Here is a 19,003-nt window from a genome sequence, read left to right as displayed (position 1 = left end):
AAAGTCTTTGCCCACCGTGGAAGGTGAGGTTCCGTCATGTGAGGGAAGGCGAGCGGGCGTTCACCCCATGGGCGCCGTGCGTGGGGTGAACACCTCTCCCGGTCCTACCGGTCGGCGGACCCGGACAGCTCGCGCACCAGGCGGGCGATGGTCGGGGCGGCCACGGCGTGGGCGTCGGCCGCCCGCAGCACGGCGCCGCCGATGGCGTCCAGCTCGGTCGCCCGGCCGGCCTCCACGTCGCGCTGCATCGAGGACTTCATCGCCGCGGGGAGGCGGTCGAAGGAGGTGAGCAGCGCCTGCGCGTCCGCCGGCGCGCCGACCGCCCGGGTGACGGCGGTGATCTCGTCCAGCACCGCGAGGAGTTCGGCCCGGTGCTCGGCGCGCACGGCGCCGATCCCGCTCGCGTGGCGGGTGGTGAGCAGGGCGAACGGGGCGAGGAAGGAGAGCTTGCCCCACAGCATCGCCGTCTCGTCCTCGCGCAGCGTCACGTCCAGCCCGGTGTGGCGCAGCCGTTCGGCGAACCCGGCCACGGGGGAGGCCGGTTCGGCGGTCGCGCCGAGCTCGACGGCGGCGAACGGACTGGTGTGCTCGATCTTCCCGGGCGCCGTCCGGGTGGCCTCGACCCGGATCGTGCCGGCCACCACGCGCCCGGCCGGGTAGCGTTCGCGCAGCAGCGCCATGTGGTCCAGGCCGTTCAGCAGCGGCACCACGATCCCGGTGCCGAGCACCTCCGGGGGCATCCGGTCGAGGGCGGCGGCCAGCGCCGTCTCCTTGACCGTCACGAAGGCCGCGTCGACCGGCTCGCACAGCTCGGTCGCGGCCTCCACCCGGGCGGTGAAATCGCCGAACCGGCCGCTGCGGACGTGCAGTCCGTCCCGCCGGACGGCGGCCGCGGTCTCCTCGCCGGCCAGGCAGACGACCCGGTGGCCGTCGCGGGCGAGCAGCCCGCCGATCAGTCCGCCGACGCCGCCCGGCCCGAGGACGGCGACGGTCAGAGGGGTGGTGGTCATGGTGACTCCCGTGGGTGGGGGTGGGTGGGTGAAGGAGGGGGAGGCGGAGGGGCGGGCCCGGCTACGACGCCTCCCAGAAGAACCGGCCCTCCAGGCCGTCCGGGCTGAGGAAGCCGAAGCCGTTGCCGTAACCGAAGTTGAGGAAGTACGGATCGCCCTCGTCCGGGGCGTCCGCGAGGGCGAAGAGGTACTGCCAGGGCGCCGGGACCCGGGCCCGGCCGTTCGCGTAGGACGGGTCTCCGCCGAGGTGGTCGTACACGTGGTCGCCGTCCGGGAAGGGGACCTCGGGGCCTTCGTCGCGCCGGTACCGCTGGAAGGCGGCCCGCTGGTCCATCGCCCGGTCGACGTGGTCCGACAGCGGCACCACGTCCAGGTGGTACTCGACGGGGGTCCGCTCGCCGTCGGCCTCGCAGCGCCAGAGCGTACGGCCCCGGGTACCGGGCGGGCCGATCACGGCGAACGGCGGGATGCGCCCGCCCGGCTGGACGAGCAGCAGGCCGTCGCCCCGCTCCGGGTCGAGGCCGCCCATGATCTCGCCCTCCTCCTCCAGGAAGAGGTACGCCAGCCGGCCGGGCTCGCCCGGGACGGGGAACTGCCCGATGAACACCAGCGGTTCGCCGGTGGTGGGGTCGAGCGGCCAGGTGGGCTCGGCCAGCCAGTACGGCTCGCCGCCGAGCTTGGGGACCGGTGCGGTGATCGGTCGCTCGGCCGGGCGCGGGGACAGCCGGCGGCGGGGCAGGTAGGCGGCGTCGTGCGGACCGGTGGCGGTGCCGGTCGGGAGGGGGATCATGCGGCGGCCTCGGTGGGTGCGTCGTGCTCGGTCGGTGCGTCGTGCTCGGTCGGTGCGCAGTGCTTGGTCGGTGCGTCGTGCTCTGCGGGGGCGGAGCGGTGGCGGGAGCCGGAGGAGAACGGCTCCTCTCGGTGCGGCTCGCGGCCCGGGGCGGGCAGCCGGAGGCCGTGGCCGGGCAGCAGGTCGATGGTCACCGGATCATGATTCCCCGTCGGGCGGATTCGAGGGGAGGCGGGGTGGGGACGGGCGGAAGAGGCCCGAGGGGGCGTAGCACCACCTGCGGGGTTCGGTTTTCCGAACCCCGGATTCGGGTGCCAGCACAATCGATCTCCCGGCCCCGGACGCCCACGATGGAGGGCATGAACGGGATGACGACAGCCGCCACCACGGCGGCGAACGACGGGATGACGGGCGCGGCCCTGAGCGCGGTCGGGCTGCACCGGGAGTACGGGCGCGGCGCGGCGGCCGTGCGGGCGCTGCGCGGGGTGTCGGTGGGCTTCGCGCCGGGGACGTTCACGGCGGTGATGGGGCCCTCGGGATCCGGCAAGACCACCCTGCTGCACTGCCTGGCCGGGATGGACCGCCCGACCAGGGGCACCGTGCGGTGGGGCGACACCGAGGTGTCCGGGCTGCCCGAACGGCGGCTCGCGGAGCTGCGCCGCACCCGGGTGGGGTTCGTGTTCCAGGCCTTCAACCTGATGCCCGCGATGACGGTCGCGCAGAACGTCGAGCTGCCCGGGCGGCTGGCCGGGCGGCCGCCGGAGCGGGGCGCGGTGCGGGAGGCGCTGGCCCGGGTCGGGCTGGCCGGGCGCGAGCGGCACCGGTCCGGGCAGCTGTCGGGCGGTCAGCAGCAGCGGGTGGCGATAGCCCGGGCCCTGGTCTCCCGGCCGGAGGTGCTGTTCGCCGACGAGCCGACCGGCGCACTGGACCGCGCCACCGGGCAGGAGGTCCTCGGCCTGCTGCGCGCCGGCGTCGACGTCGACGGACAGACCTGTGTGATGGTCACCCACGACCCGGTCGCCGCCGGGTACGCGGACCGGGTGCTGCTGCTCGCCGACGGCCTGCTGGTGGACGAGCTGATCAGGCCGACGGCCGCGCAGGTCGGCGAGCGGCTGAGCCGGTTGGGCGGGTGAGCGCCGTGAGCAGTCCCGTGCTGAGCCTCTCGGCGGGGCAGATCCGCCGCCGCCCGGCCTCCTTCGCCGGGCTGGGAACGGCGCTGTTCCTGGCGGTGGCGGCGGTGACGCTGTTCGGGTCGCTGGTCGCCGCGCAGGTCACGGCACCGGCCGCGGTGTCGCGGACGACGGTGTCCGGGCCGGGCCTGGTGCTGATCGCCGGCGCGTTCGGCGAGGTCGCCGTCCTGGTCGCGCTGTTCGTCGTGGTCAACGCGCTCGGCTTCACGCTGCGCCAGCAGCACCGGGACCTGGCGCTGCTGCGCACCGTCGCGGCGACGCCCCGTCAGGTCCGCCGGGTGGTGCGCGCGCAGGTGGTGGCGACGGCCCTGCTGGTGGCCGTGCCGGGCGGCCTGGCGGGCTTCCTCGCGGCCCGGGCCTTCCTCGCCGCGCTCCAGCGGCGCGGCATGGCGGCACCCGGGCTCCGCATACCCGGGGCGCCGGTGCCGGCGCTGGTCGGGTTCGGGGTGGCCCTGCTGGTCGGCCTGGCGGCCACCGCGGTCGCGGCCCGCCGGATCACCCGGCCCGCCCCGGCCGTCGCGCTGACCGAGGGCGCGGGCGGGCCGCGGCGGACGGGCGCGCTGCGGGTGCTCGCCGGGGTGGCGGTGCTCGCCGGCGGCGGGTTGCTGCTGCGACTGGCCGCGAGCCGGCCGGCCGGAGAGCTGGACAAGGCGGGGCAGGCCGCGCTGCTCGGCTCGCTGGTGCTGCTGATCGCGGTCGGACTGCTGGGGCCGGTGGCGGCGAAGGGCCTGGCGGCCGTGCTCGGCGCCCCGGCGCGGGCGCTCGTGCCCAGGGCCGGCTGGCTGGCGGACGCCAACCTCCGCGGCTACGCGGCCCGGCTCTCCTCGGCCGTGGTGCCGGTCGCGCTGCTGGTCGGGCTCTGTGGCACCATGCTGACCCTGACCAGCACCGCGGAGCACGTGGCCCGGGCGACGGGAGCCGCGACCAGCGTCACCAAGGAGAGCGACATCTGGCTGCGCGAGATGGAGCTCGGACTGCTGGTCTGCTTCGCGGCGGTCTCCACGGTCAACACCCTGGTGGCGCTGACCGCCGAGCGGCGCCGGGAGTTCGCGCTGCTGCGCCTGGTCGGGGCGACGCGGCGCCAGCTGTTGCGGATGCTCTCCGTGGAGGCGGTCCTGACCACGGCGATCGGGGTGCTGCTCGGTGCGGCGGTGGCGGCCGCGGCCTCGGGGGCGTTCAGCCTGGCGGTGACGGGCTCGGTGGTCCCGGTGGTGCCGGGCGCGGCCTGCGCCCGGGTGGTGCTGGGCGCGGCGGTGCTCACGGTACCGGGGATCGTGGGCACGGGGCTGTGGGCGGTCGGCGGCTCGGCGGTGGCGTCGACGGGCGGGGAACGGCGGTGAGACGAGGGAGGCCGAGGCGGGCGTCGACGGTGGGCGGGCCGCTGGGTCGGTGCCGTGGTGGTTCGAAGGGCCGTCCGGTTTGAGGGGCAGGTGGGTGCGGTGGCTCCGGAGGTGCCTGGTGGATGCTGGAGGCCGGTCGGAGGGTGAACGGTGAGGTGGACGGTGGCTGAGCGGTGGCGGTACCGGTCGGTGAGCGGCGGCGAACTGGCCTTCGCGGTGCTCGGGTTGCCGCTCGGGGTGCTCGGCGGGGTGTACTCCGTCGCGGTCCTCTACGCCGGGGCGCTGCTCTCGCTCACCGTGCTGGGCCTGCCGTTCGTGGTCGCCGCGCTGCTCGGGGCGAGGCGGCTCGGCGGGCTGCACCGGTGGCTGGTCGGGAGGCTGCTCCGGGAGGAGGTGCCCGCGCCGCCGCTGTTGCCGCGCCCGTCCGGGGTGTTCGCCCGGGGCCGGGCGGTGCTGACCGACCCGGTGGCCTGGCGGACGCTGCTCTACCTCGTGTTGCGGTTGCCGCTGGGCGTGCTCGGGTTCCTCGCCGTGGTCGTGCTGCCGCTCGGCAGCGTCTGGCTGGTGGGCTTTCCGCTCTGGGTGCGGATGATGGAGCCGGGCCCGCGGTCGATCGGCCTGCTGGACCTGGGAGCGGTCCCGATCGGCCTCGCGGTGCTGGCCGTCGTCCCCGCCGCGGTGCGCGCCCTCGGCGGAGCGGACCGCACGCTCGCCCGCGCCCTGCTCGGGCCGGTGCGCTCGCAGCAGCGGGTGCGTCAGCTGGAGAACGCCCGGGCCACCCTGCTGGCCGAGAACACCGACCGGCTGCGGCGCCTGGAACGCGACCTGCACGACGGCACCCAGGCGCAGCTGGTCGCGCTCGCCATCACCCTGTCACTCGCCGACGACGTCCTGGCGGCGGGCGTCCCCTCCGCGGGCGGACCGGCCGGGGGTGCTCCCACCGAGGGTGTTCCCACCGGGGGTGTTCCCTCCGCGGGCGGACCGGCCGGTTCGGGCGGGCCCGACCTCGGGCGGCTGCGCACCCTGGTCGATCGGGCCCGTGGGCAGACCGACGACACCATCGCCAGCCTGCGCCGGCTGACCCGGGGCATCCACCCGGTGGCACTGGACGGCGGGTTGGCCCAGGCCCTGCCGGGGCTGACCGCAACCTCTCCGGTGCCGGTCGACGTCCGGCTGGACCTGCGGGAGCGTCCGGAGGAGGTGATCGAGCGGGCCGTCTACTTCTGCGCGGCCGAGCTGTTGACCAACGTGGCCAAGCACAGCGACGCGCGGTCGGCGGAGCTGACCGTGACCGCGGCCGACGGGAGGGTCCGGCTGACCGTCCGCGACGACGGGCGCGGCGGCGCCGCGATCGGCGCGGGCACCGGCCTGGCCGGCCTGGCCGAACGGCTCGCGGCGGTGGACGGGACGCTGCGGGTGGACAGCCCGCCCGGTGGGCCGACGGTGGTCGGTGCCGAGTTGCCCGGCCGGCTCTGACGGGGACACGGGCATTGCCTTCGGGGCCGTCGCCCTCCGGGGCTGCTGGCCTCGGGGTCGCCGGCCTTGCGGCGTCGCCGTTCCGGGTCCGTCGAGTCAGGAGGCGCCGCTCTCCGCGAGGTAGGCGAGCACGGCCTTGACCCGCCGGTTGTCGGCGTCGGTCGCGGGCAGGTCGAACTTGCCGAACACGGCGGCCACGTGCTTCTCCACCGCCCGCTCCGAGACCGTCAGCACCGTGGCGATCGAGCGGTTGGAGTGCCCCTGCGCCATCAGCTCCAGCACCTCCCGCTCACGCGGGGTGAGCGCGTCCACCCGGCTGCGCCGCCCGCCGTGCATCAGGCCGTTGACGATCTCCGGGTCGAGGGCCGTGCCGCCCGCGGCGACCCGGTGCAGGGCGTCCACGAACTCGGAGGTCCGGGCCACCCGCTCCTTGAGCAGGTAGCCGATGCCCGCTGCGCCGGCCGCGAGCAGCCGGGCCGCCCAGACGGTCTCGACGTGCTGGGAGAAGACCAGGACGCCGACCTCGGGCAGGGCGGTCCGGATCTCCACCGCGGCCCGGATGCCCTCGTCGGTGTGGGTGGGCGGCATCCGGATGTCCACCACGGCCACGTCGGGCCGGTGCTCGGTGACGGCGGCCACCAGCTCGGGCGCCGTACCGGCGGTGGCGACCACCGCGCACCCACGGGCGGTGAGGAGTTCGACCATGCCGTCCCGGAGGATCACCGAATCCTCGGCGAGGACGACGCGGAGCTGATTGTCGATCATGCCGTCATTATCCGGCTCTCCGTTCCCGGGAAATCCTTCAGTCCAGACTGGACAGTCCAGACTGATGAAATTACCGTGGAACCATGACCGAGAAGCGAACCGGCCCCCAGGCCGCCGCGGCCCGTAAAGCCCCCGCCGAGGCCGTGGCGCCCGACACCGCGGCACTGGCCGCCCGCGAGCTGCGGGCCGTCTTCAGCCGGCTGCGCCGCACCCTGCGGGAGGCGAGCGGGACCAGCGACCTGACCCCCTCCCAGACCGCCGTGCTCAGTCGGCTGATCAACGACGGTCCGGCCTCCGCGAGCGCGCTGGCCGCCGCCGAGCGGGTCCGTCCCCAGTCGATGGCCGCCACTCTCGCCGTGCTCGAACAGCACGGACTGGTCGGTCGCCGCCCCGACCCCGAGGACGGTCGCCGCCAGGTGGTCAGCCTCACCGAGGCGGGCCTGGCCCACGTCGCGGACAGCCGCCAGGCCCGTCAGGAGTGGCTGACCCGGGCCATGGCGGAGCACTACACCGAGGCCGAGCGCGCCACCGTACTGGAGGCACTGGCCCTGATGGACCGGCTGAACCGGTGATGGCCGGTCCGTCCGCCCTGCTGGCCCGGCTCCGGGCCCGCCGCCGGCTGCCCGCTCCGGCGGGCGGGTTCAATCGCCGGCTGATCGCACCGATGGTGCTCGGATCGGTGCTCAACCCGATCAACTCGTCGATGATCGCGGTGGCCCTGGTGCCCGTGGGCGCCGCCTTCGGCGCGCCGCCCGCCGAGACGGCCTGGCTGGTCACCGCGCTCTACCTGGCCACCGCCGTCGGCCAGCCGGTGATCGGGAGGCTCGTGGACACCCACGGGCCGCGCCGGCTCTACCTCGCCGGGACGGCCCTGGTCGGCCTCGCCGGACTGCTCGGCGCGCTCGCCCCGACGCTCGGACTGCTGATCGCCGCCCGGGTGCTGCTCGGCCTGGGCACCTCCGCGGCCTACCCGGCCGCGATGCACCTGACCCGTACCGAGGCCGAGCGGACCGGGCAGTCCAGCCCCACCGGGGTGCTGACGCTGCTGGCCGTCGCCAACCAGACCGTCGCGGTGGTCGGCCCCACTCTGGGAGGTCTGCTGATCGGCGCGGGCGGCTGGCGGACGGTCTTCGCCGTCAACGTCCCGCTGTCACTGGCCTGTCTGGCGCTCGGCGCGGCCCGGCTGCCCGTCACCGACCGCCGCTCCGGCCGTCCGGACGGCATGGACGGGACCGACGGCAGAGACGGGACCGATGGCAGAGACGGGACCGATGGCAGAGACGGGGCCGGCCGCGGCGACCGCCTCGACCGTCCGGAGCGCCTCGACCATGCCGGGATCGCGCTGTTCGCGGTCCTGCTGCTCGCCCTGATGCTGTTCCTGATGCGGCCCGACCCGGCGCGCTGGTACCTGCCGGTGCTCGCCGTCCTGGCGGCCGTCGCCTTCGCCGTCCGCGAGCGGCGGGCCCGCATCCCCTTCATCGACCTGCGGTCGCTCGCGGGCAACCGCCCGCTGATCGCCACCTACCTGCGCCAGGTCCTCGGCTACACCTCCGTCTACGCCTTCCTCTACGGCTACACCCAGTGGCTGGAGGAGGGGCGCGGCCTGTCGGCGGCCTCCGCCGGACTGCTGCTGCTGCCGCTGTCGCTGACCGCGCTCACGGCCGCCGGGGTCACCGGCCGCAGTCCGGGTGTGCGCGGCAAGCTGCTGGTCGGCTCCGCCTGCCAGATCGCGGCCTGTGCCGCCCTGCTGTCGGTGCACGCGAGCAGCCCGGGTGCTCTGCTGATCGCGGTCGGTGTGCTGGCGGGCGTCTCGCAGGGGCTGATCGGGCTCGGCACCCAGACCGCCCTCTACCACCAGGCGGACCCGGCCGCCATCGCCTCGGCGGCCGGGCTGCTGCGCACCTTCATGTACCTCGGCGCGATGGCGGCCTCGGCCGCGAACGCCGCCTTCTTCCCGCACGGTGCCACCACGGGCGGCCTGCACCGCCTCGCGCTGTTCATGCTCGGCGGCGCGGCCCTGCTCTTCCTCCTCACCGTGCCCGACCGTTCGCTCGGCCGGCTGGGACGGCCAGTACGGACTCGGGGATGACGGATGATCAGCTCTCCTCCACCGGGGTTCCGCGCCAGGCGTGGAGTCCCGGGGCGAGCTCGACCACCTCGGCCGGATAGGCCTCCCGGACGAGCTTGAGCAGCGCGCGCTGCTCGTCCAGCCAGTCCGGTGCGGGGGAGAGGACGACCCGGAGCGTGACGCCCGATTCCTCCGCGTCCGAGACGGTCACCCAGAGCCCGCCCGGCCGCGCGGGCTCGATCCGCAGTTCCGGGCCGTGCTCCTCGTCCAGCCAGCGGACCGCGGCGCCGCGCCCGAGCCGCTCCAAAGCCGTCTCCCACTGGGTGAGATGGCGGTCGGTCACCAGCGTGACGAACTGCCCGCGCACCGAGTCGGCGGTGACGGTGATCTCGCAGTCCAGCCAGTCGTGTCCGAGCAGGGAGCCCGGTGCGTGCCGTCCGAGCACCCGTACCCGGACGTTCCGGCCGCCGGTCCGCCCGTCGCGGCCGGGGGCGTCGTCGGTTCCGGGGCGGTCGGTCAGTCTTATCAACTCGTTCTGCTGCGAAGCGACTTCGCTCACGGCGTGCTCCTGTTGGCAGCGGATCAGGGGCTGACATCCTTGCGCAGGTGTTCGCCCCGGTGCCAGCCCGGAATCGGGATGTTCCGGTCGTCGCCGACGGGCGGGAAACGCCCTGTGCCAGGGGGCGCGCCCCGGCAAGCGTCGTCGGCACGCGGACGGCCTCCCGGACGCGGACGGCCCGCCGGACCGGGAAGGTCGGGCGGGCCGTCCGCGTGGCGGGGTGGCGGGTGCGTCCGGTGGTGCGGCGGGTGCGGACCGCTGCTCGGGCCGTACCGGCTGCCCGGTCGGCGCGTCGGTGGCCGTCGGGTCAGCGGTGGTCCGGGTGGCCGGTGAGCACGGTGGTGAAGATCGGTTCGCCGTGCTGGTGGCCGGTCACGGTGGTGGTGAGGCTGTCCGGCTCCTCGCCGGGGGTGTGCCGGGCGGTGATCGTGGTGGGCGCGTCGTGCTCGGCGTACCGGTGGAAGGTGGTGGCCGCGGCGGCCGGGGTCACGGTGACCGGGCTGCTCAGGGCGTTGGCCGCCTGCCGGGCCGCCTCCAGCAGGACCATGCCGGGGATGTGGTCGTTGGCGTGGTCGAAGAGGATCGGGTGCCGGAAGTCGGGAGTGAGGTGCCAGCTGTCGGGGGCGTCGGCCGGGGTCAGGACGACGTCGCTCGGGCGGAGTCGGCCGACCCGGGCCGGCGGGAGCGGCTCGGCGGTCACGGTCGGCGCCGCGGGGTGCTCGGCGTCCTGGCGCCCCCGGCGCAGCCGCTGGTAGGTGGAGTCCGGGACGGTGGTGAACCGGGCGTACCCGGTGGCGGCGAGCTGGGCGCCCCGTCGGACGACGGTTTCCAGTGTGAAGTCGACCGTGGTGCCGGAGCGGCGCGGCTGGGCGAGGAGCTGGATCTCCAGGGTGAGGTCGGTCGGCGCCGCTCCGATCGGCAGTTGCCGCGGCCGAGTGGTGTAGTCGAGGTTCCACATCATGAACTTGTGGTCGAGCGGTACGCCGAACCGGGTGTGGGCAAGGTAGAGGCCGGCCTGGCGGATCGTTTCAGCTGCTTGCATCGGGTCGTGCCGGGTGCCGTCCGGCGTGCAGAAGAAGGTGTGCGCCCGCGGCCACTGCGCGGTGACGGCGAAGGCGGTGTCGGTCAGCTGTTCGCTGCCGGTGATGAAGACCTCGGCGTGGCAGGCCCGGTGCACGTACTCCTTGGCGACGGTGCTGGTCAGGCGAGGCGCCGGGGCCGCTGCTGCGGCCGGGCCGGGGATCGTCCGGGAGTCCGGGCCGGTGGCGAGGGCGGAGGCGGGCGTGCGGAAGGCAAGCAGAGTCATGGGGAGCGCTCCGAAAGGCCGTGATGGGCGGGGTGGGCTGCTCAGGGCTCGTAAGATACGTACCTACCGGTTTGGTTTTCAAGGAGCCAGAACAAAGGTTCGTCGGCGGCCGAGCGTGTTCGGTCGGGCACGGTGGGTGTGTGCCGGTCGCCACCCCGAGATCGGGTTCACCGAGTTGGCCTGCTTGACCTGTGGGAATGTCGACGGCCAAAGTTGTCAGGTTCATTGCTATGACTGGATCGTTCGTCGTCCCCCCGGGCACAAGTGGGAGCTGTTGTTCCGGATATGGGGGCTGGCGGCGAGATGTCGGCCATCTGTTCGTCCCATACCGTCCACGCGGTTTTAGTCCGCTTGAGGACGGCCCTATGTGACCTGGGATGCAGGGACCCCCGTCGACCGCGGCGGGTAAGATACGGGGTGTTTGGTTTTGTTTGCCGAGCGTTTCGGGTGGGGTGGTTGCGGTGGTGCGACAGGAGCGGGCGGTCCGGACGCGTCGACTGATCCTGGAGGCGGCGGCGTCGGTCTTCGACGAGTACGGGTACGAGGGGGCGACGATCGGCGAGGTCGTGGCCCGCGCCGGGGTGACCCGCGGCGCGGTGTACTTCCACTTCGCCTCCAAGCGGGAGCTCGCCCAGGGGGTCGTGGAGGAGCAGTTCGGCCGGGACGAGATCCCCGAACGGCAGTGCAAGCTCCAGGAGTTCGTGGACCTCGGGATGGTGGTCGCCCACCTCATGCCGCGCGACCCGGTCCTGAGCGCGGGCGCGCGGCTCTCCCTCGGCCAGGACGTGTTCGGAGACTTCAGCGGCGGTGCGGCGCCCGGCTGGATCCAGCGGGCCGAGAGCGTGCTGGAAACGGCGGGCCGGCGCGGTGAGCTGCTGCCCCAGGTGGTGCCCGCCGAGACGGCCTGGCTGGTCACCGGGGCCTGGACGGGGGTGCAGATCCAGTCCCAGAAGATGTCCGGCCGGGCGGATCTGGAGCGCCGGATCTCCGCGCTGTACCAGCATGTGATGCCCAGTATCGCGGTGCCCGGGGTGCTGGCCACGCTCGACCTCGCGGTGGACCGGGGCGCCCGGGTGGTCGCGGAGCTCGCGGCGGCCCGGGTGGCGGAGTCCGGCACGGGCGGGGCGGGCGGCCCGGCCGGGGCGGGTGCGGCCGGCGTCGGACCCTCCTGAGTCGGGCGCTCGGGACGGCCCGGGTGGTCCGTGCGGGCCTCGTCCGAAGCGGTTCGGGGTCGGACGGGCGGTCCGGCGTCCGGTTCCAGTGGGGATTGCTCCGCCCAAAAACAAACAGCGCGTTCGGTTTTGTATTGACAAACCGTCTGTCCTGTTTTTGGATGGGCGTCGGGTGCTCGACCGACCTTCCAGCGGACCTGCGTGGACGGTGAGCAGCGGAGCACCCGCCCGGCCGGCGGCCGTCGGGGCCGCCGATCCGTCTGGATATGGGGTGGTCGTCGTGGAGATCCGGGTGCTGGGGTCCTTGGGGGTCCGACTGTGCGGGGCGTCGGTGGTGCCGTCGGCGCCGAAGCCGCGGCAGGTGCTCGCCCTGCTGGCGTTACGGGCCGATCAGGTCGTGCCGGCGGGAGTCCTCGCCGAGGAGCTGTGGTCCGGCCGCCCGCCACGCAGTGCCCGCACCACCGTGCAGACCTATGTGCTCCAACTGCGCGACCTCATCGACCGGGCGCTCGCCCAGGGCGACGGCGGCCCGGGGGCCTCCTGCGCGAAGGACGTCCTGGTCACCTCGGCCGGCGGCTACATGCTGAACAGCGGCGGCGGACTGGTCGACCTCCAGGAGTTCGACCGCCTCGCCGGGCACGGCTACCGCGCCATGGACGGGGGCGACTTCCCGCTCGCCGCCCGCCAGTTGGCCGACGCGCTCGCGCTGTGGCGCGGCCCGGCCTTCGCCGATGTCCCGGTCGGCGGCCAACTCGCCGTCGAGGCCAGACGGTTGGAGGAGATCAGGCTCTGCGCACTGGACCAGCGGATCGAGGCCGACCTGCGACTCGGCCGGCACCGGGTGCTGCTCGCCGAACTCACCGTCCTGATCGACCGTTACCGCACCCACGAGAGCCTGCACGGCCAGTACATGATCGCGTTGCACCGCTCCGGCCGGCGGGGCGAGGCGCTTGAGGCCTACCAGCGCCTGCGGAACACCCTGGTGAGGGAGTTGGGCATGGAGCCGTCCGCGGCGCTGCGGCGGCTCCAGCGCTCCATCCTGCTCGCCGGCCCCGAACGCGCGGACCAGGAGCAGTCGGTCGCGCTCGCGGACGGCGCCGGCGCCCGCACCGCCCGGCTCACCCGGGTCGGCTGAGCCGGGCCGGACGGGCCGGGCCGGCCGACCCGGGGCGCGGCGCCGGCGTCCGGCGGGACGGGCGGGGACGGGCAGGGGCGGACTGCGACGGGCCCGGTGGCTATTCGGCGAGCACGCCGGTGTTCTGGCAGGCGTGCAGCAGCCACCGACCGTCGTCCTGCCTGGTCATGACGTACAGCGGTGCGCCCTCCGAGTCCCCCTCCGGCGACCGGTAGACCTGGCGGACCTTGACGGCGGCCACGTCGGGGCGAAGGAACTGGATGTGCACCGGCTCGTACGTGACGTCGCCGTCCCAGGTCGCGGCGGGCAGCACGGCACGGGTGAACTCGGCGATCGCGTCCAGGCCGAGGAGGACCTTGCCGTGCGCGGTGGTCCAGATCGCCTCGGGGTGGAACAGTGCGAGGAACGCGTCCGGGTCCTTGGCGCGCTGGGCGCGTTCGACGGCGGCCACGACCCGTTCGATGGCCTGGATGTCCGCCTCGGGGGCGGCCTGCGCGTCAACTGCTGCTTCGGTGTTCATGTGGATCACTCTGGCACCTCAAGTGGCCTTGAGGTCAAGCCGGTCGGGGCGTTCCGGTGCGCAGCCCCAGGTAGTCGTCGAGGCGGGCGGAGGCGGTGAGCATCGCCAGGCCCCGGGTGGTCAGGCGCTGTTGCCAGCCGTCCAGGGCGGCGGCGAGCTCGCCGGTGCCGCCCGCGGTACGGATCTGCCGCAGCACGGTGGCGATGTGGTCCAGCAGGTAGCCGCCCCGGCGGAGCAGGTGGGCGAGTTCGGCGTCCCGGACGTCGGCGGGGAGGTAGCGGCGGTGGCCGGTGGTGCGGTCCCGGGCCGGGGTGAGGATGCCGGCGGCCTCCCAGGCCCGCAGGGTCGCGGGGGTGACGCCGAGTCGGTGTGCGACCTCGCCGACGGAGCGGGGGCCGGGCGCTGCGGGGAGCCCGGTTCCGGCGGCGGCGCCGCCGGTCAGGTGGCCGACGGCCTCGCGGACGGCGGCGAGGGTCTCCCGGTCGCGCAGCAACTGGGCGTGGCCCCGGTCGAGTTCGGTGAGGGCTTCGCCGATCCGGTCGGCGTGGACGGCGGTCATGACCGAGCCCGCGGTCGCGTACCCGTACGCCGGGACGAGGGCGAGGTAGGCGCGCAGGGCGGCGGCGTGCAGCTCGGTGTAGATCCGGTATCCGGTGGGCGTGCGTTCGGCGGGCGGGAGGCAGCCGTCGCGCTCGTAGTTGCGGATCGCCTGGGTCGAGATGCCGTGCTCGCGCGCGAGGTCGGAGGGTCGCATGGTCGTCCGGTCGTCTCCCGTTCCGGGTCGGGTGGGGCGAGGTGGGGCCGGGTGAGGCGGGGTGTGCGAAGCCGATCGACCGTTCGGGCTGTTTGAGGCTTTCGTCGGCGGCCTGGCGGCAGAAGCGGAAAAAGTCTCAACCGTTCCTTCAAGGATACGCTTGAGGTCCATGAACCAGGACGTGTATGACTTCATCACTCCCGCGTGCGAGCTTCTGGGGCTGGGCGAGCCGACGCACCAGGAGCCGGCGTTCGGGCTGGTCCGCAACGAGCTGTTCGCCGGGCTGGTCGACCGGGGCTTCCGGTCGATCGCCCTGGAGACCGACCGGGTGGCCGCCCTCGCCGTGGACGCCTACGTCCGGGAGGGTGTCGGCACTCTCGAATCGGCGATGCGGAAGGGCTTCACGCACGGCTTCGGGGAACTCGTCCCCAACCGCCGACTCGTCGCCTGGATGCGGGAGTTCAACCGGCAGCGGCCGTCCGGGGAGCGGCTGGCCCTCCACGGCTTCGACATCCCGACCGAGAACACCAGCGCCCCCAGCCCGCGCCGCTACCTCGAACACGCCCGTGACTACCTGGGGCTCGATCTCGACGTCGCCGGTGCGGCGGGTGAGGACGAGCGCTGGAGCCGTACGGAGGCGGTGACGGACCCGGCCCAGTCGCCGGGCGACACCGCCGACGCCGCCCGGCTGCGCTGCCTCGCCGACGACCTTCTCCTCCAACTCCACATGCGGGCACCGGAATTGATCGGATCGACCTCGCCGGCCGAATGGTACGAGGCCCGCGCCCGGCTGGCCGCCGGGATCGGACTGCTGCGCTACCACGCCCAGTCGGCGGTCCGGGGCCGCACCCCGAGCGCCCGGATCAGCGCCCTGCTCGGCGTGCGGGACGCGCTGATGGCGCAGAACCTCCTCGACATCCGCGAGATCGAGGCCCGGCGCGGACCGACCCTGCTCTTCGCCCACAACCGGCACGTGCAGCGGAACCCGAGCGCCTGGGCGCTGGGCGAGCTGGACTGCCGGTGGACCGGCGCGGGCCACACCGTCGGCACGCTGCTGGGCGAGCGCTACGCCTTCGTCGCCGGGAGCCTGGGGCGCAGCGAGGCGACCGGACTGGCCGAGCCGGCGCCGGGGACGTACGAGGCCCACCTGCGGGGACGCGGTGCGGCCTGGGAGCTGACGGACACCGCGCTGCCGGCCGACGCCCGTACCCGCACCGATACCGTCCCGCGACAGGGCTACTTCCCGCTCGACCGGGAGGTGCTCGACGGCGCGGCCGCGCTGCTGCACATCACCGACGGCGCGGCGGTGACGGCCGGAGCCTGAGCGGCCGCCGGCCCGGGGTAGGCCCGCCGCAGGTGGGCCACCAGGGCGGCGGTCGGCGGCGAGGAGGGCTGTCCGGTCGGCCAGGCGAGCGCGATCCGGACCCGGGGGACGGGGTCGGTCAGCGGACGCACCCGCAGACCGGGCAGCGGGCCCGGGTCCGGCAGCACGGCCACGCCCAGGCCGTGCGCGGCGAGCTCGGCCAACTGCGGTGGCGCGGCCGCCTCGACGCCGACCGTCGCCTCGACGCCGGCCTCGGCCAGGGCGCGCTCCAGCGCCGTGCGCAGGCCGGTGCCGCGCGGGGTGCTCACCAGGGGGTGTCCGGCGAGCGCCGCGACCGGCAGCGCGTCCCGGCCGGGGGCGGCAACACCGGCCCCGCTTCCCGAGCCCCCGGCGGAGCCCGCGCCGTTGACGGAGCCCGCGCCCGAGGCGGGTCCCGCCCCCGAGGCGTCCGCGAGCGGATGGTCCACCGGACAGGCAGCGACCAGCGGGACCTCCAGCACCGTGTGCAGCGCCAGCCCGCTCAGCGACGACCCGCCGTCGTCGCCCTCCCGCCCGTTCCCCGGGGTGGGCAGGCCGACGACGGCGAGGTCCAGCCGGCCGTCGCGCAGCGCGGAGAGCATCCGCGCGGTGGTGTCCTCGGTGAGCGAGAAGTCGATGCCGGGGTGCTCCTGGCGGAACGCCGCGAGCGTGGTGGCGAGTCCCGGGAAGGTCCCCAGCTCGGACGGCGGGGTCAGGGCCGCCCCGGCGACCATGCCCAGGCGCACGTGTCCGCGCCGCAGCCCGCCGAATTCCTGGGCCGCGCGGCGGGCCGCGGCCGCGGAGGCGAGCGCGGCCCGGGCGTGCGGCAGCACCGCCTCGCCGACCGGGGTGAGCCGTACGGTGCGGCCCGAGCGGTCGAGCAGCGGGTGGCCCAGCTCCCGTTCCAGCTGCCGGATCTGGGAGCTCACCCCGGGCTGGGTGAGGTGCAGCAGCCGCGCGGCCCGGGTGAAGCTGCCGTGCTGGGCGACGGTGACGAAGTACTGGAGCTGCCGCAGTTCCATAACTCCCGATCATAAGTGCCAGAACTTCCCGGTCTTGGACGGGTGTGCGGTTCCGGCCGCAGGCTGGGCGCATGGAAACCGTGCCGCAGAACCAGGACACCGGGCAGATCCACTGGATCCGCGAGCAGATCGCGGCCGAGCGCCGGGAGCTCGCCCGGGTGTTCGCCGACCTCGCCCCGGAGGAGTGGAACTCGCCCTCGTTGTGCGGTGGGTGGCGGATCCGCGAGGTGGCCGCGCACATGAGCACCGGCTTCCGGCACTCGACGGCGCGCACGCTCCTCGAACTCGCCCGCTCCGGCGGCAACGTCCACCGCATGGCCGACCGGATCGCCCGCCGCGACGCGGCCGCCATGACCGAGCGCGAACTCGCCGCCGCCATGGCCGACCACGCCGACCACCCCTGGCGTCCGCCGGTCGGCGGCCCGATCGCGGCCCTCGCCCACGACGTCGTCCACGGCCTCGACATCACGGTGGCGCTCGGCCTGCCCGTCCGGCTGCCGGTGGCGCGGACGAAGGCCCTGCTGGCCGGTGTCTCACCCCGCACCCTGCGGTTCTTCGGGGCCCGGCTGGACGGCGTCCGGCTGGTGGCGACGGACACCGCCTGGGCGTACGGCGACGGGTCGCTCACCGTGACCGGGCGGGCGGAGCACCTGCTGCTCCTCGCGTACGGGCGCCGGGTGCCGGAGGGCCTGCTGGCGGGGCCCGGCGCGGGACGCTTCACGGCCGACGCCGCGTAGCGGCGGATTGGCGTACAGGCGTACGGGCGAACGGCACGCTACCGGCGGTCGGTGTTCAGCCACTCGGTGAGGGTGGCGTGCATCAGCTCGACCTGGGCGCGGTCCGGGATCACCGTCGCCTGGGAGCCCGTGCCGCCCGTGCCGTCCGCGCCGCCGGTGCCGCCGGTGCCGTCCGCGCCGCCGGTGCCGCCGGTGCCGTCCGCGTCCTCCGGGTCGCGCGGGGCGGGCCCGCCGAGGCCCAGCCGGAGGTACTCCACCGGGAGAGGCCAGCCGCCCTCAGGTTCGGGAGCGTCTCCGAACCGGACGTCCGGGTGGCAGTGGTTGGGGATCGCGCCGAGTTCCAGCCGGCGCCCGGGCGGCCGTCGTGCGGGTTCCGGGGGCCCGTGACTACGATCGGAAGAAGTCCTTCCGGATGGTGGTGAGACGGAAGCCAGGTCGCCGATGGCCCCGAGGTCCGTGCAGTGGCCCCCGTACGTGCGGGTCGCGCCGTGGTTGCTGACCGCCGGCGGGCTGGTGTGGAACGCGCTGGAGCCGACCGACTACTGGGGCGATCCGCTGCTGGCGGCGGCCGCCGTGCTGGCGGGCGCGCTGCTGGCGCTGCGGGACACCGTCGCGGTGGGGGCGGCCAATGTCCTCGGCATCCTGCTGCTGTCCACCCAGGACGGGTCGATCGGGACCGGGGCCGGCTTCCTGGAGCTGGCGAACACGGCGTTCGCGGCGCTGCTCGGCATCGGGGTGAACCGGGTGGTGGCCCGGCACGGGCGCCGGCTGGCACGGGTGCGGTCGGTGGCCGAGGCGGCGCAGCGGGCGGTGCTGCCGGAGCCCCCCGCGGAGGTGGGGCGGCTGTCGGTCGCGGCCTGCTACCGGGCCGCCCAGGACGAGGCGCTGATCGGGGGCGACGCGTACGCGCTGCAGGTCACCCCGTACGGCGTGCGCGGGCTGATCGCCGACGTGCGGGGCAAGGGGCTGCACGCGGTCGGGGCGGTCTCGGTGCTGCTGGGCGCCTTCCGCGAGGACTCCCACCGGCTGCCGGACCTGGCCGCGCTCGCGGACGCGCTGGAGGACTCGCTGCTGCGGGAGAGCGAGCGGATGAGCGAGGAACTGCGGCTGGAGGGGTTCATCACCGCGCTGCTGGTGGAGTTCCCGCCGGGGGAGGAGAGCGTGCGCACGCTCGACTGCGGGCACCCCGGCCCGTACCTGCTGAACCCGTACCCGCGGGGCGCGGGCGAGCCCCCGGTGCGCCGGTTGGACGCGGCGGATCCGGGGCTGCCGCTGGGGATGGGCGGACTGGGCGTGGCGCGCCCGGCGCCGGAGAGCCGGCCGTTCCTGCCCGGGTGGACGCTGCTGCTGGTGACCGACGGGGTCACCGAGGCCCGGGACACGGCGGGGGAGTTCTACGACCCGGTGCTCGGGCTGGCCCCGCTGGGGCCGTTCGCCGCGCCCGGCGAGGTGCTGGACGCGCTGGTGGCGGACGTCGAGCGGTGGACCGGTGGGCCCAGGGACGACGACATGGCGGTGCTGGCGATCACCCGTCGGGCGGAGGCGGGGGCAGAGGCGGATGCGGAGTCGGACGGCTGACGGGCGGCCGTCGGTCGGCGGAGCAGTCGGTGGAACGGGCGGCGAAACGGGGGTGGCGAACCGGTCGGCGGAACGGGGGCGGGACGGGTGGCGGACCGGGTCGGGCACGGGTGGTCCGTGACCGTCCGGTCACCTTGTCTACGGCTCGCTACGGTCACGCCAGTATCACGATGAGATGACGGTCGGACTGCACTCCATGGAATCCGGCCAAGTTGAGCGTCTCCGTCCGGTGGCTGGAA

At 74.9% G+C, this 19,003-nt stretch carries 20 protein-coding genes; 10 read left to right on the top strand and 10 right to left on the bottom strand.

Going from position 1 to position 19,003, the window contains the following annotated elements; genetic code table 11:
• Nucleotides 1–104: 104 nt before the first annotated feature.
• The 3 genes from ACFVGO_RS03190 to ACFVGO_RS03180 all read right to left on the bottom strand — a co-directional run bounded on the left by ACFVGO_RS03190 (nt 105) and on the right by ACFVGO_RS03180 (nt 1,994).
• Nucleotides 105–1,010 (bottom strand): ketopantoate reductase family protein, encoded by a 906-nt coding sequence (locus tag ACFVGO_RS03190; protein ID WP_380630737.1) that lies wholly within the window; start codon nt 1,008–1,010, stop codon nt 105–107.
• 61 nt (nt 1,011–1,071) lie between these two features.
• Nucleotides 1,072–1,800, bottom strand: coding sequence for a hypothetical protein (locus tag ACFVGO_RS03185; RefSeq protein WP_380352223.1), 729 nt, complete (start codon nt 1,798–1,800; stop codon nt 1,072–1,074).
• On the bottom strand, nt 1,797–1,994 hold the full coding sequence (locus ACFVGO_RS03180) for a hypothetical protein (RefSeq protein ID WP_380630736.1): 198 nt from the start codon (nt 1,992–1,994) through the stop codon (nt 1,797–1,799). Before ACFVGO_RS03180 ends, ACFVGO_RS03185 begins: the two co-directional genes overlap by 4 nt.
• A 174-nt stretch (nt 1,995–2,168) precedes the next feature.
• Between ACFVGO_RS03180 and ACFVGO_RS03175 the strand changes: the two genes are divergently transcribed.
• The 3 genes from ACFVGO_RS03175 (at nt 2,169) to ACFVGO_RS03165 (ending at nt 5,806) form a co-directional block, all read left to right on the top strand.
• Nucleotides 2,169–2,933, top strand: a complete 765-nt coding sequence (locus tag ACFVGO_RS03175) for an ABC transporter ATP-binding protein (protein WP_380630793.1) — start codon at nt 2,169–2,171, stop codon at nt 2,931–2,933.
• A 5-nt stretch (nt 2,934–2,938) separates the two neighbouring features.
• The gene (locus tag ACFVGO_RS03170) at nt 2,939–4,330 is read left to right on the top strand and encodes an FtsX-like permease family protein (protein ID WP_380630735.1); all 1,392 of its coding nucleotides are present in this window, start codon (nt 2,939–2,941) and stop codon (nt 4,328–4,330) included.
• 162 nt (nt 4,331–4,492) lie between these two features.
• Nucleotides 4,493–5,806, top strand: coding sequence for a sensor histidine kinase (locus ACFVGO_RS03165; protein WP_380630733.1), 1,314 nt, complete (start codon nt 4,493–4,495; stop codon nt 5,804–5,806).
• A gap of 96 nt (nt 5,807–5,902) precedes the next feature.
• Here the strand turns inward: ACFVGO_RS03165 and ACFVGO_RS03160 are convergent, their stop codons facing one another.
• Complete coding sequence (locus ACFVGO_RS03160; protein ID WP_380630732.1) at nt 5,903–6,571, bottom strand: response regulator; 669 nt, start codon at nt 6,569–6,571, stop codon at nt 5,903–5,905.
• Between the two features lie 83 nt (nt 6,572–6,654).
• Between ACFVGO_RS03160 and ACFVGO_RS03155 the strand changes: the two genes are divergently transcribed.
• Together ACFVGO_RS03155 and ACFVGO_RS03150 are read left to right on the top strand one after the other, a co-directional pair.
• Complete coding sequence (locus tag ACFVGO_RS03155) at nt 6,655–7,143, top strand: MarR family winged helix-turn-helix transcriptional regulator (protein WP_380630730.1); 489 nt, start codon at nt 6,655–6,657, stop codon at nt 7,141–7,143.
• Nucleotides 7,143–8,660 carry an MFS transporter gene (locus ACFVGO_RS03150; protein ID WP_380630729.1) on the top strand — a complete coding sequence of 506 codons (1,518 nt, stop codon included), beginning with the start codon at nt 7,143–7,145 and terminating at the stop codon, nt 8,658–8,660. Before ACFVGO_RS03155 ends, ACFVGO_RS03150 begins: the two co-directional genes overlap by 1 nt.
• Nucleotides 8,661–8,667: 7 nt before the next feature.
• Here the strand turns inward: ACFVGO_RS03150 and ACFVGO_RS03145 are convergent, their stop codons facing one another.
• Both ACFVGO_RS03145 and ACFVGO_RS03140 read right to left on the bottom strand, forming a co-directional pair.
• Complete coding sequence (locus tag ACFVGO_RS03145) at nt 8,668–9,198, bottom strand: DUF5959 family protein (RefSeq protein ID WP_359900837.1); 531 nt, start codon at nt 9,196–9,198, stop codon at nt 8,668–8,670.
• Between the two features lie 307 nt (nt 9,199–9,505).
• On the bottom strand, nt 9,506–10,504 hold the full coding sequence (locus ACFVGO_RS03140; protein ID WP_359900840.1) for a ScbA/BarX family gamma-butyrolactone biosynthesis protein: 999 nt from the start codon (nt 10,502–10,504) through the stop codon (nt 9,506–9,508).
• Between the two features lie 461 nt (nt 10,505–10,965).
• Between ACFVGO_RS03140 and ACFVGO_RS03135 the strand changes: the two genes are divergently transcribed.
• Both ACFVGO_RS03135 and ACFVGO_RS03130 read left to right on the top strand, forming a co-directional pair.
• Complete coding sequence (locus ACFVGO_RS03135) at nt 10,966–11,676, top strand: ScbR family autoregulator-binding transcription factor (protein WP_380352234.1); 711 nt, start codon at nt 10,966–10,968, stop codon at nt 11,674–11,676.
• Nucleotides 11,677–11,956: 280 nt separating this feature from the next.
• A complete protein-coding gene (locus ACFVGO_RS03130) occupies nt 11,957–12,811 on the top strand; it encodes a BTAD domain-containing putative transcriptional regulator (RefSeq protein ID WP_380630792.1) in 855 nt (284 codons plus the stop codon).
• A 100-nt stretch (nt 12,812–12,911) separates the two neighbouring features.
• Here ACFVGO_RS03130 and ACFVGO_RS03125 read toward each other — a convergent pair whose 3' ends face one another.
• Nucleotides 12,912–13,331 (bottom strand): SgcJ/EcaC family oxidoreductase, encoded by a 420-nt coding sequence (locus ACFVGO_RS03125; protein ID WP_359900846.1) that lies wholly within the window; start codon nt 13,329–13,331, stop codon nt 12,912–12,914.
• Nucleotides 13,332–13,365: 34 nt separating this feature from the next.
• Nucleotides 13,366–14,085, bottom strand: coding sequence for a TioE family transcriptional regulator (locus ACFVGO_RS03120; protein WP_380352236.1), 720 nt, complete (start codon nt 14,083–14,085; stop codon nt 13,366–13,368).
• A 169-nt stretch (nt 14,086–14,254) separates the two neighbouring features.
• Between ACFVGO_RS03120 and ACFVGO_RS03115 the strand changes: the two genes are divergently transcribed.
• Nucleotides 14,255–15,409, top strand: coding sequence for an erythromycin esterase family protein (locus ACFVGO_RS03115; protein WP_380630728.1), 1,155 nt, complete (start codon nt 14,255–14,257; stop codon nt 15,407–15,409).
• On the opposite strand, the gene ACFVGO_RS03110 is transcribed toward ACFVGO_RS03115, so the two are convergent.
• Nucleotides 15,322–16,449 (bottom strand): LysR family transcriptional regulator, encoded by a 1,128-nt coding sequence (locus ACFVGO_RS03110; RefSeq protein ID WP_359900855.1) that lies wholly within the window; start codon nt 16,447–16,449, stop codon nt 15,322–15,324. The two genes, ACFVGO_RS03115 and ACFVGO_RS03110, sit on opposite strands and share 88 nt — an antisense overlap.
• Before the next feature lie 71 nt (nt 16,450–16,520).
• On the opposite strand from ACFVGO_RS03110, the gene ACFVGO_RS03105 reads away from it, so the two are divergent.
• Nucleotides 16,521–17,186, top strand: coding sequence for a maleylpyruvate isomerase family mycothiol-dependent enzyme (locus ACFVGO_RS03105; protein ID WP_380352241.1), 666 nt, complete (start codon nt 16,521–16,523; stop codon nt 17,184–17,186).
• 38 nt (nt 17,187–17,224) lie between these two features.
• Here ACFVGO_RS03105 and ACFVGO_RS03100 read toward each other — a convergent pair whose 3' ends face one another.
• The gene (locus ACFVGO_RS03100; protein ID WP_380630727.1) at nt 17,225–17,443 is read right to left on the bottom strand and encodes a hypothetical protein; all 219 of its coding nucleotides are present in this window, start codon (nt 17,441–17,443) and stop codon (nt 17,225–17,227) included.
• Nucleotides 17,444–17,627: 184 nt separating this feature from the next.
• Here ACFVGO_RS03100 and ACFVGO_RS03095 point away from each other — a divergent pair, with 184 nt between their 5' ends.
• On the top strand, nt 17,628–18,764 hold the full coding sequence (locus ACFVGO_RS03095) for a PP2C family protein-serine/threonine phosphatase (protein WP_380630726.1): 1,137 nt from the start codon (nt 17,628–17,630) through the stop codon (nt 18,762–18,764).
• The last annotated feature ends 239 nt before the right edge of the window (nt 18,765–19,003 follow it).

It is taken from the genome of Kitasatospora sp. NPDC057738, assembly GCF_042798815.1.
In the GTDB taxonomy this organism is placed as follows: domain Bacteria; phylum Actinomycetota; class Actinomycetes; order Streptomycetales; family Streptomycetaceae; genus Kitasatospora; species Kitasatospora lactacystinica.
This window is presented reverse-complemented; position numbering and strand designations above follow the sequence as displayed.

Coding starts and splice junctions, on each gene's coding strand:
- ACFVGO_RS03190 (WP_380630737.1), bottom strand. CDS start 1,010: ATGACCACCACCCCTCTGACCGTCGCCGTCCTCGGGCCGGGCGGCGTC.
- ACFVGO_RS03185 (WP_380352223.1), bottom strand. CDS start 1,800: ATGATCCCCCTCCCGACCGGCACCGCCACCGGTCCGCACGACGCCGCC.
- ACFVGO_RS03175 (WP_380630793.1), top strand. CDS start 2,169: ATGACGACAGCCGCCACCACGGCGGCGAACGACGGGATGACGGGCGCG.
- ACFVGO_RS03160 (WP_380630732.1), bottom strand. CDS start 6,571: ATGATCGACAATCAGCTCCGCGTCGTCCTCGCCGAGGATTCGGTGATC.
- ACFVGO_RS03155 (WP_380630730.1), top strand. CDS start 6,655: ATGACCGAGAAGCGAACCGGCCCCCAGGCCGCCGCGGCCCGTAAAGCC.
- ACFVGO_RS03150 (WP_380630729.1), top strand. CDS start 7,143: ATGGCCGGTCCGTCCGCCCTGCTGGCCCGGCTCCGGGCCCGCCGCCGG.
- ACFVGO_RS03140 (WP_359900840.1), bottom strand. CDS start 10,504: ATGACTCTGCTTGCCTTCCGCACGCCCGCCTCCGCCCTCGCCACCGGC.
- ACFVGO_RS03125 (WP_359900846.1), bottom strand. CDS start 13,331: ATGAACACCGAAGCAGCAGTTGACGCGCAGGCCGCCCCCGAGGCGGAC.
- ACFVGO_RS03120 (WP_380352236.1), bottom strand. CDS start 14,085: ATGCGACCCTCCGACCTCGCGCGCGAGCACGGCATCTCGACCCAGGCG.
- ACFVGO_RS03115 (WP_380630728.1), top strand. CDS start 14,255: ATGAACCAGGACGTGTATGACTTCATCACTCCCGCGTGCGAGCTTCTG.
- ACFVGO_RS03110 (WP_359900855.1), bottom strand. CDS start 16,449: ATGGAACTGCGGCAGCTCCAGTACTTCGTCACCGTCGCCCAGCACGGC.
- ACFVGO_RS03105 (WP_380352241.1), top strand. CDS start 16,521: ATGGAAACCGTGCCGCAGAACCAGGACACCGGGCAGATCCACTGGATC.
- ACFVGO_RS03095 (WP_380630726.1), top strand. CDS start 17,628: ATGGCCCCGAGGTCCGTGCAGTGGCCCCCGTACGTGCGGGTCGCGCCG.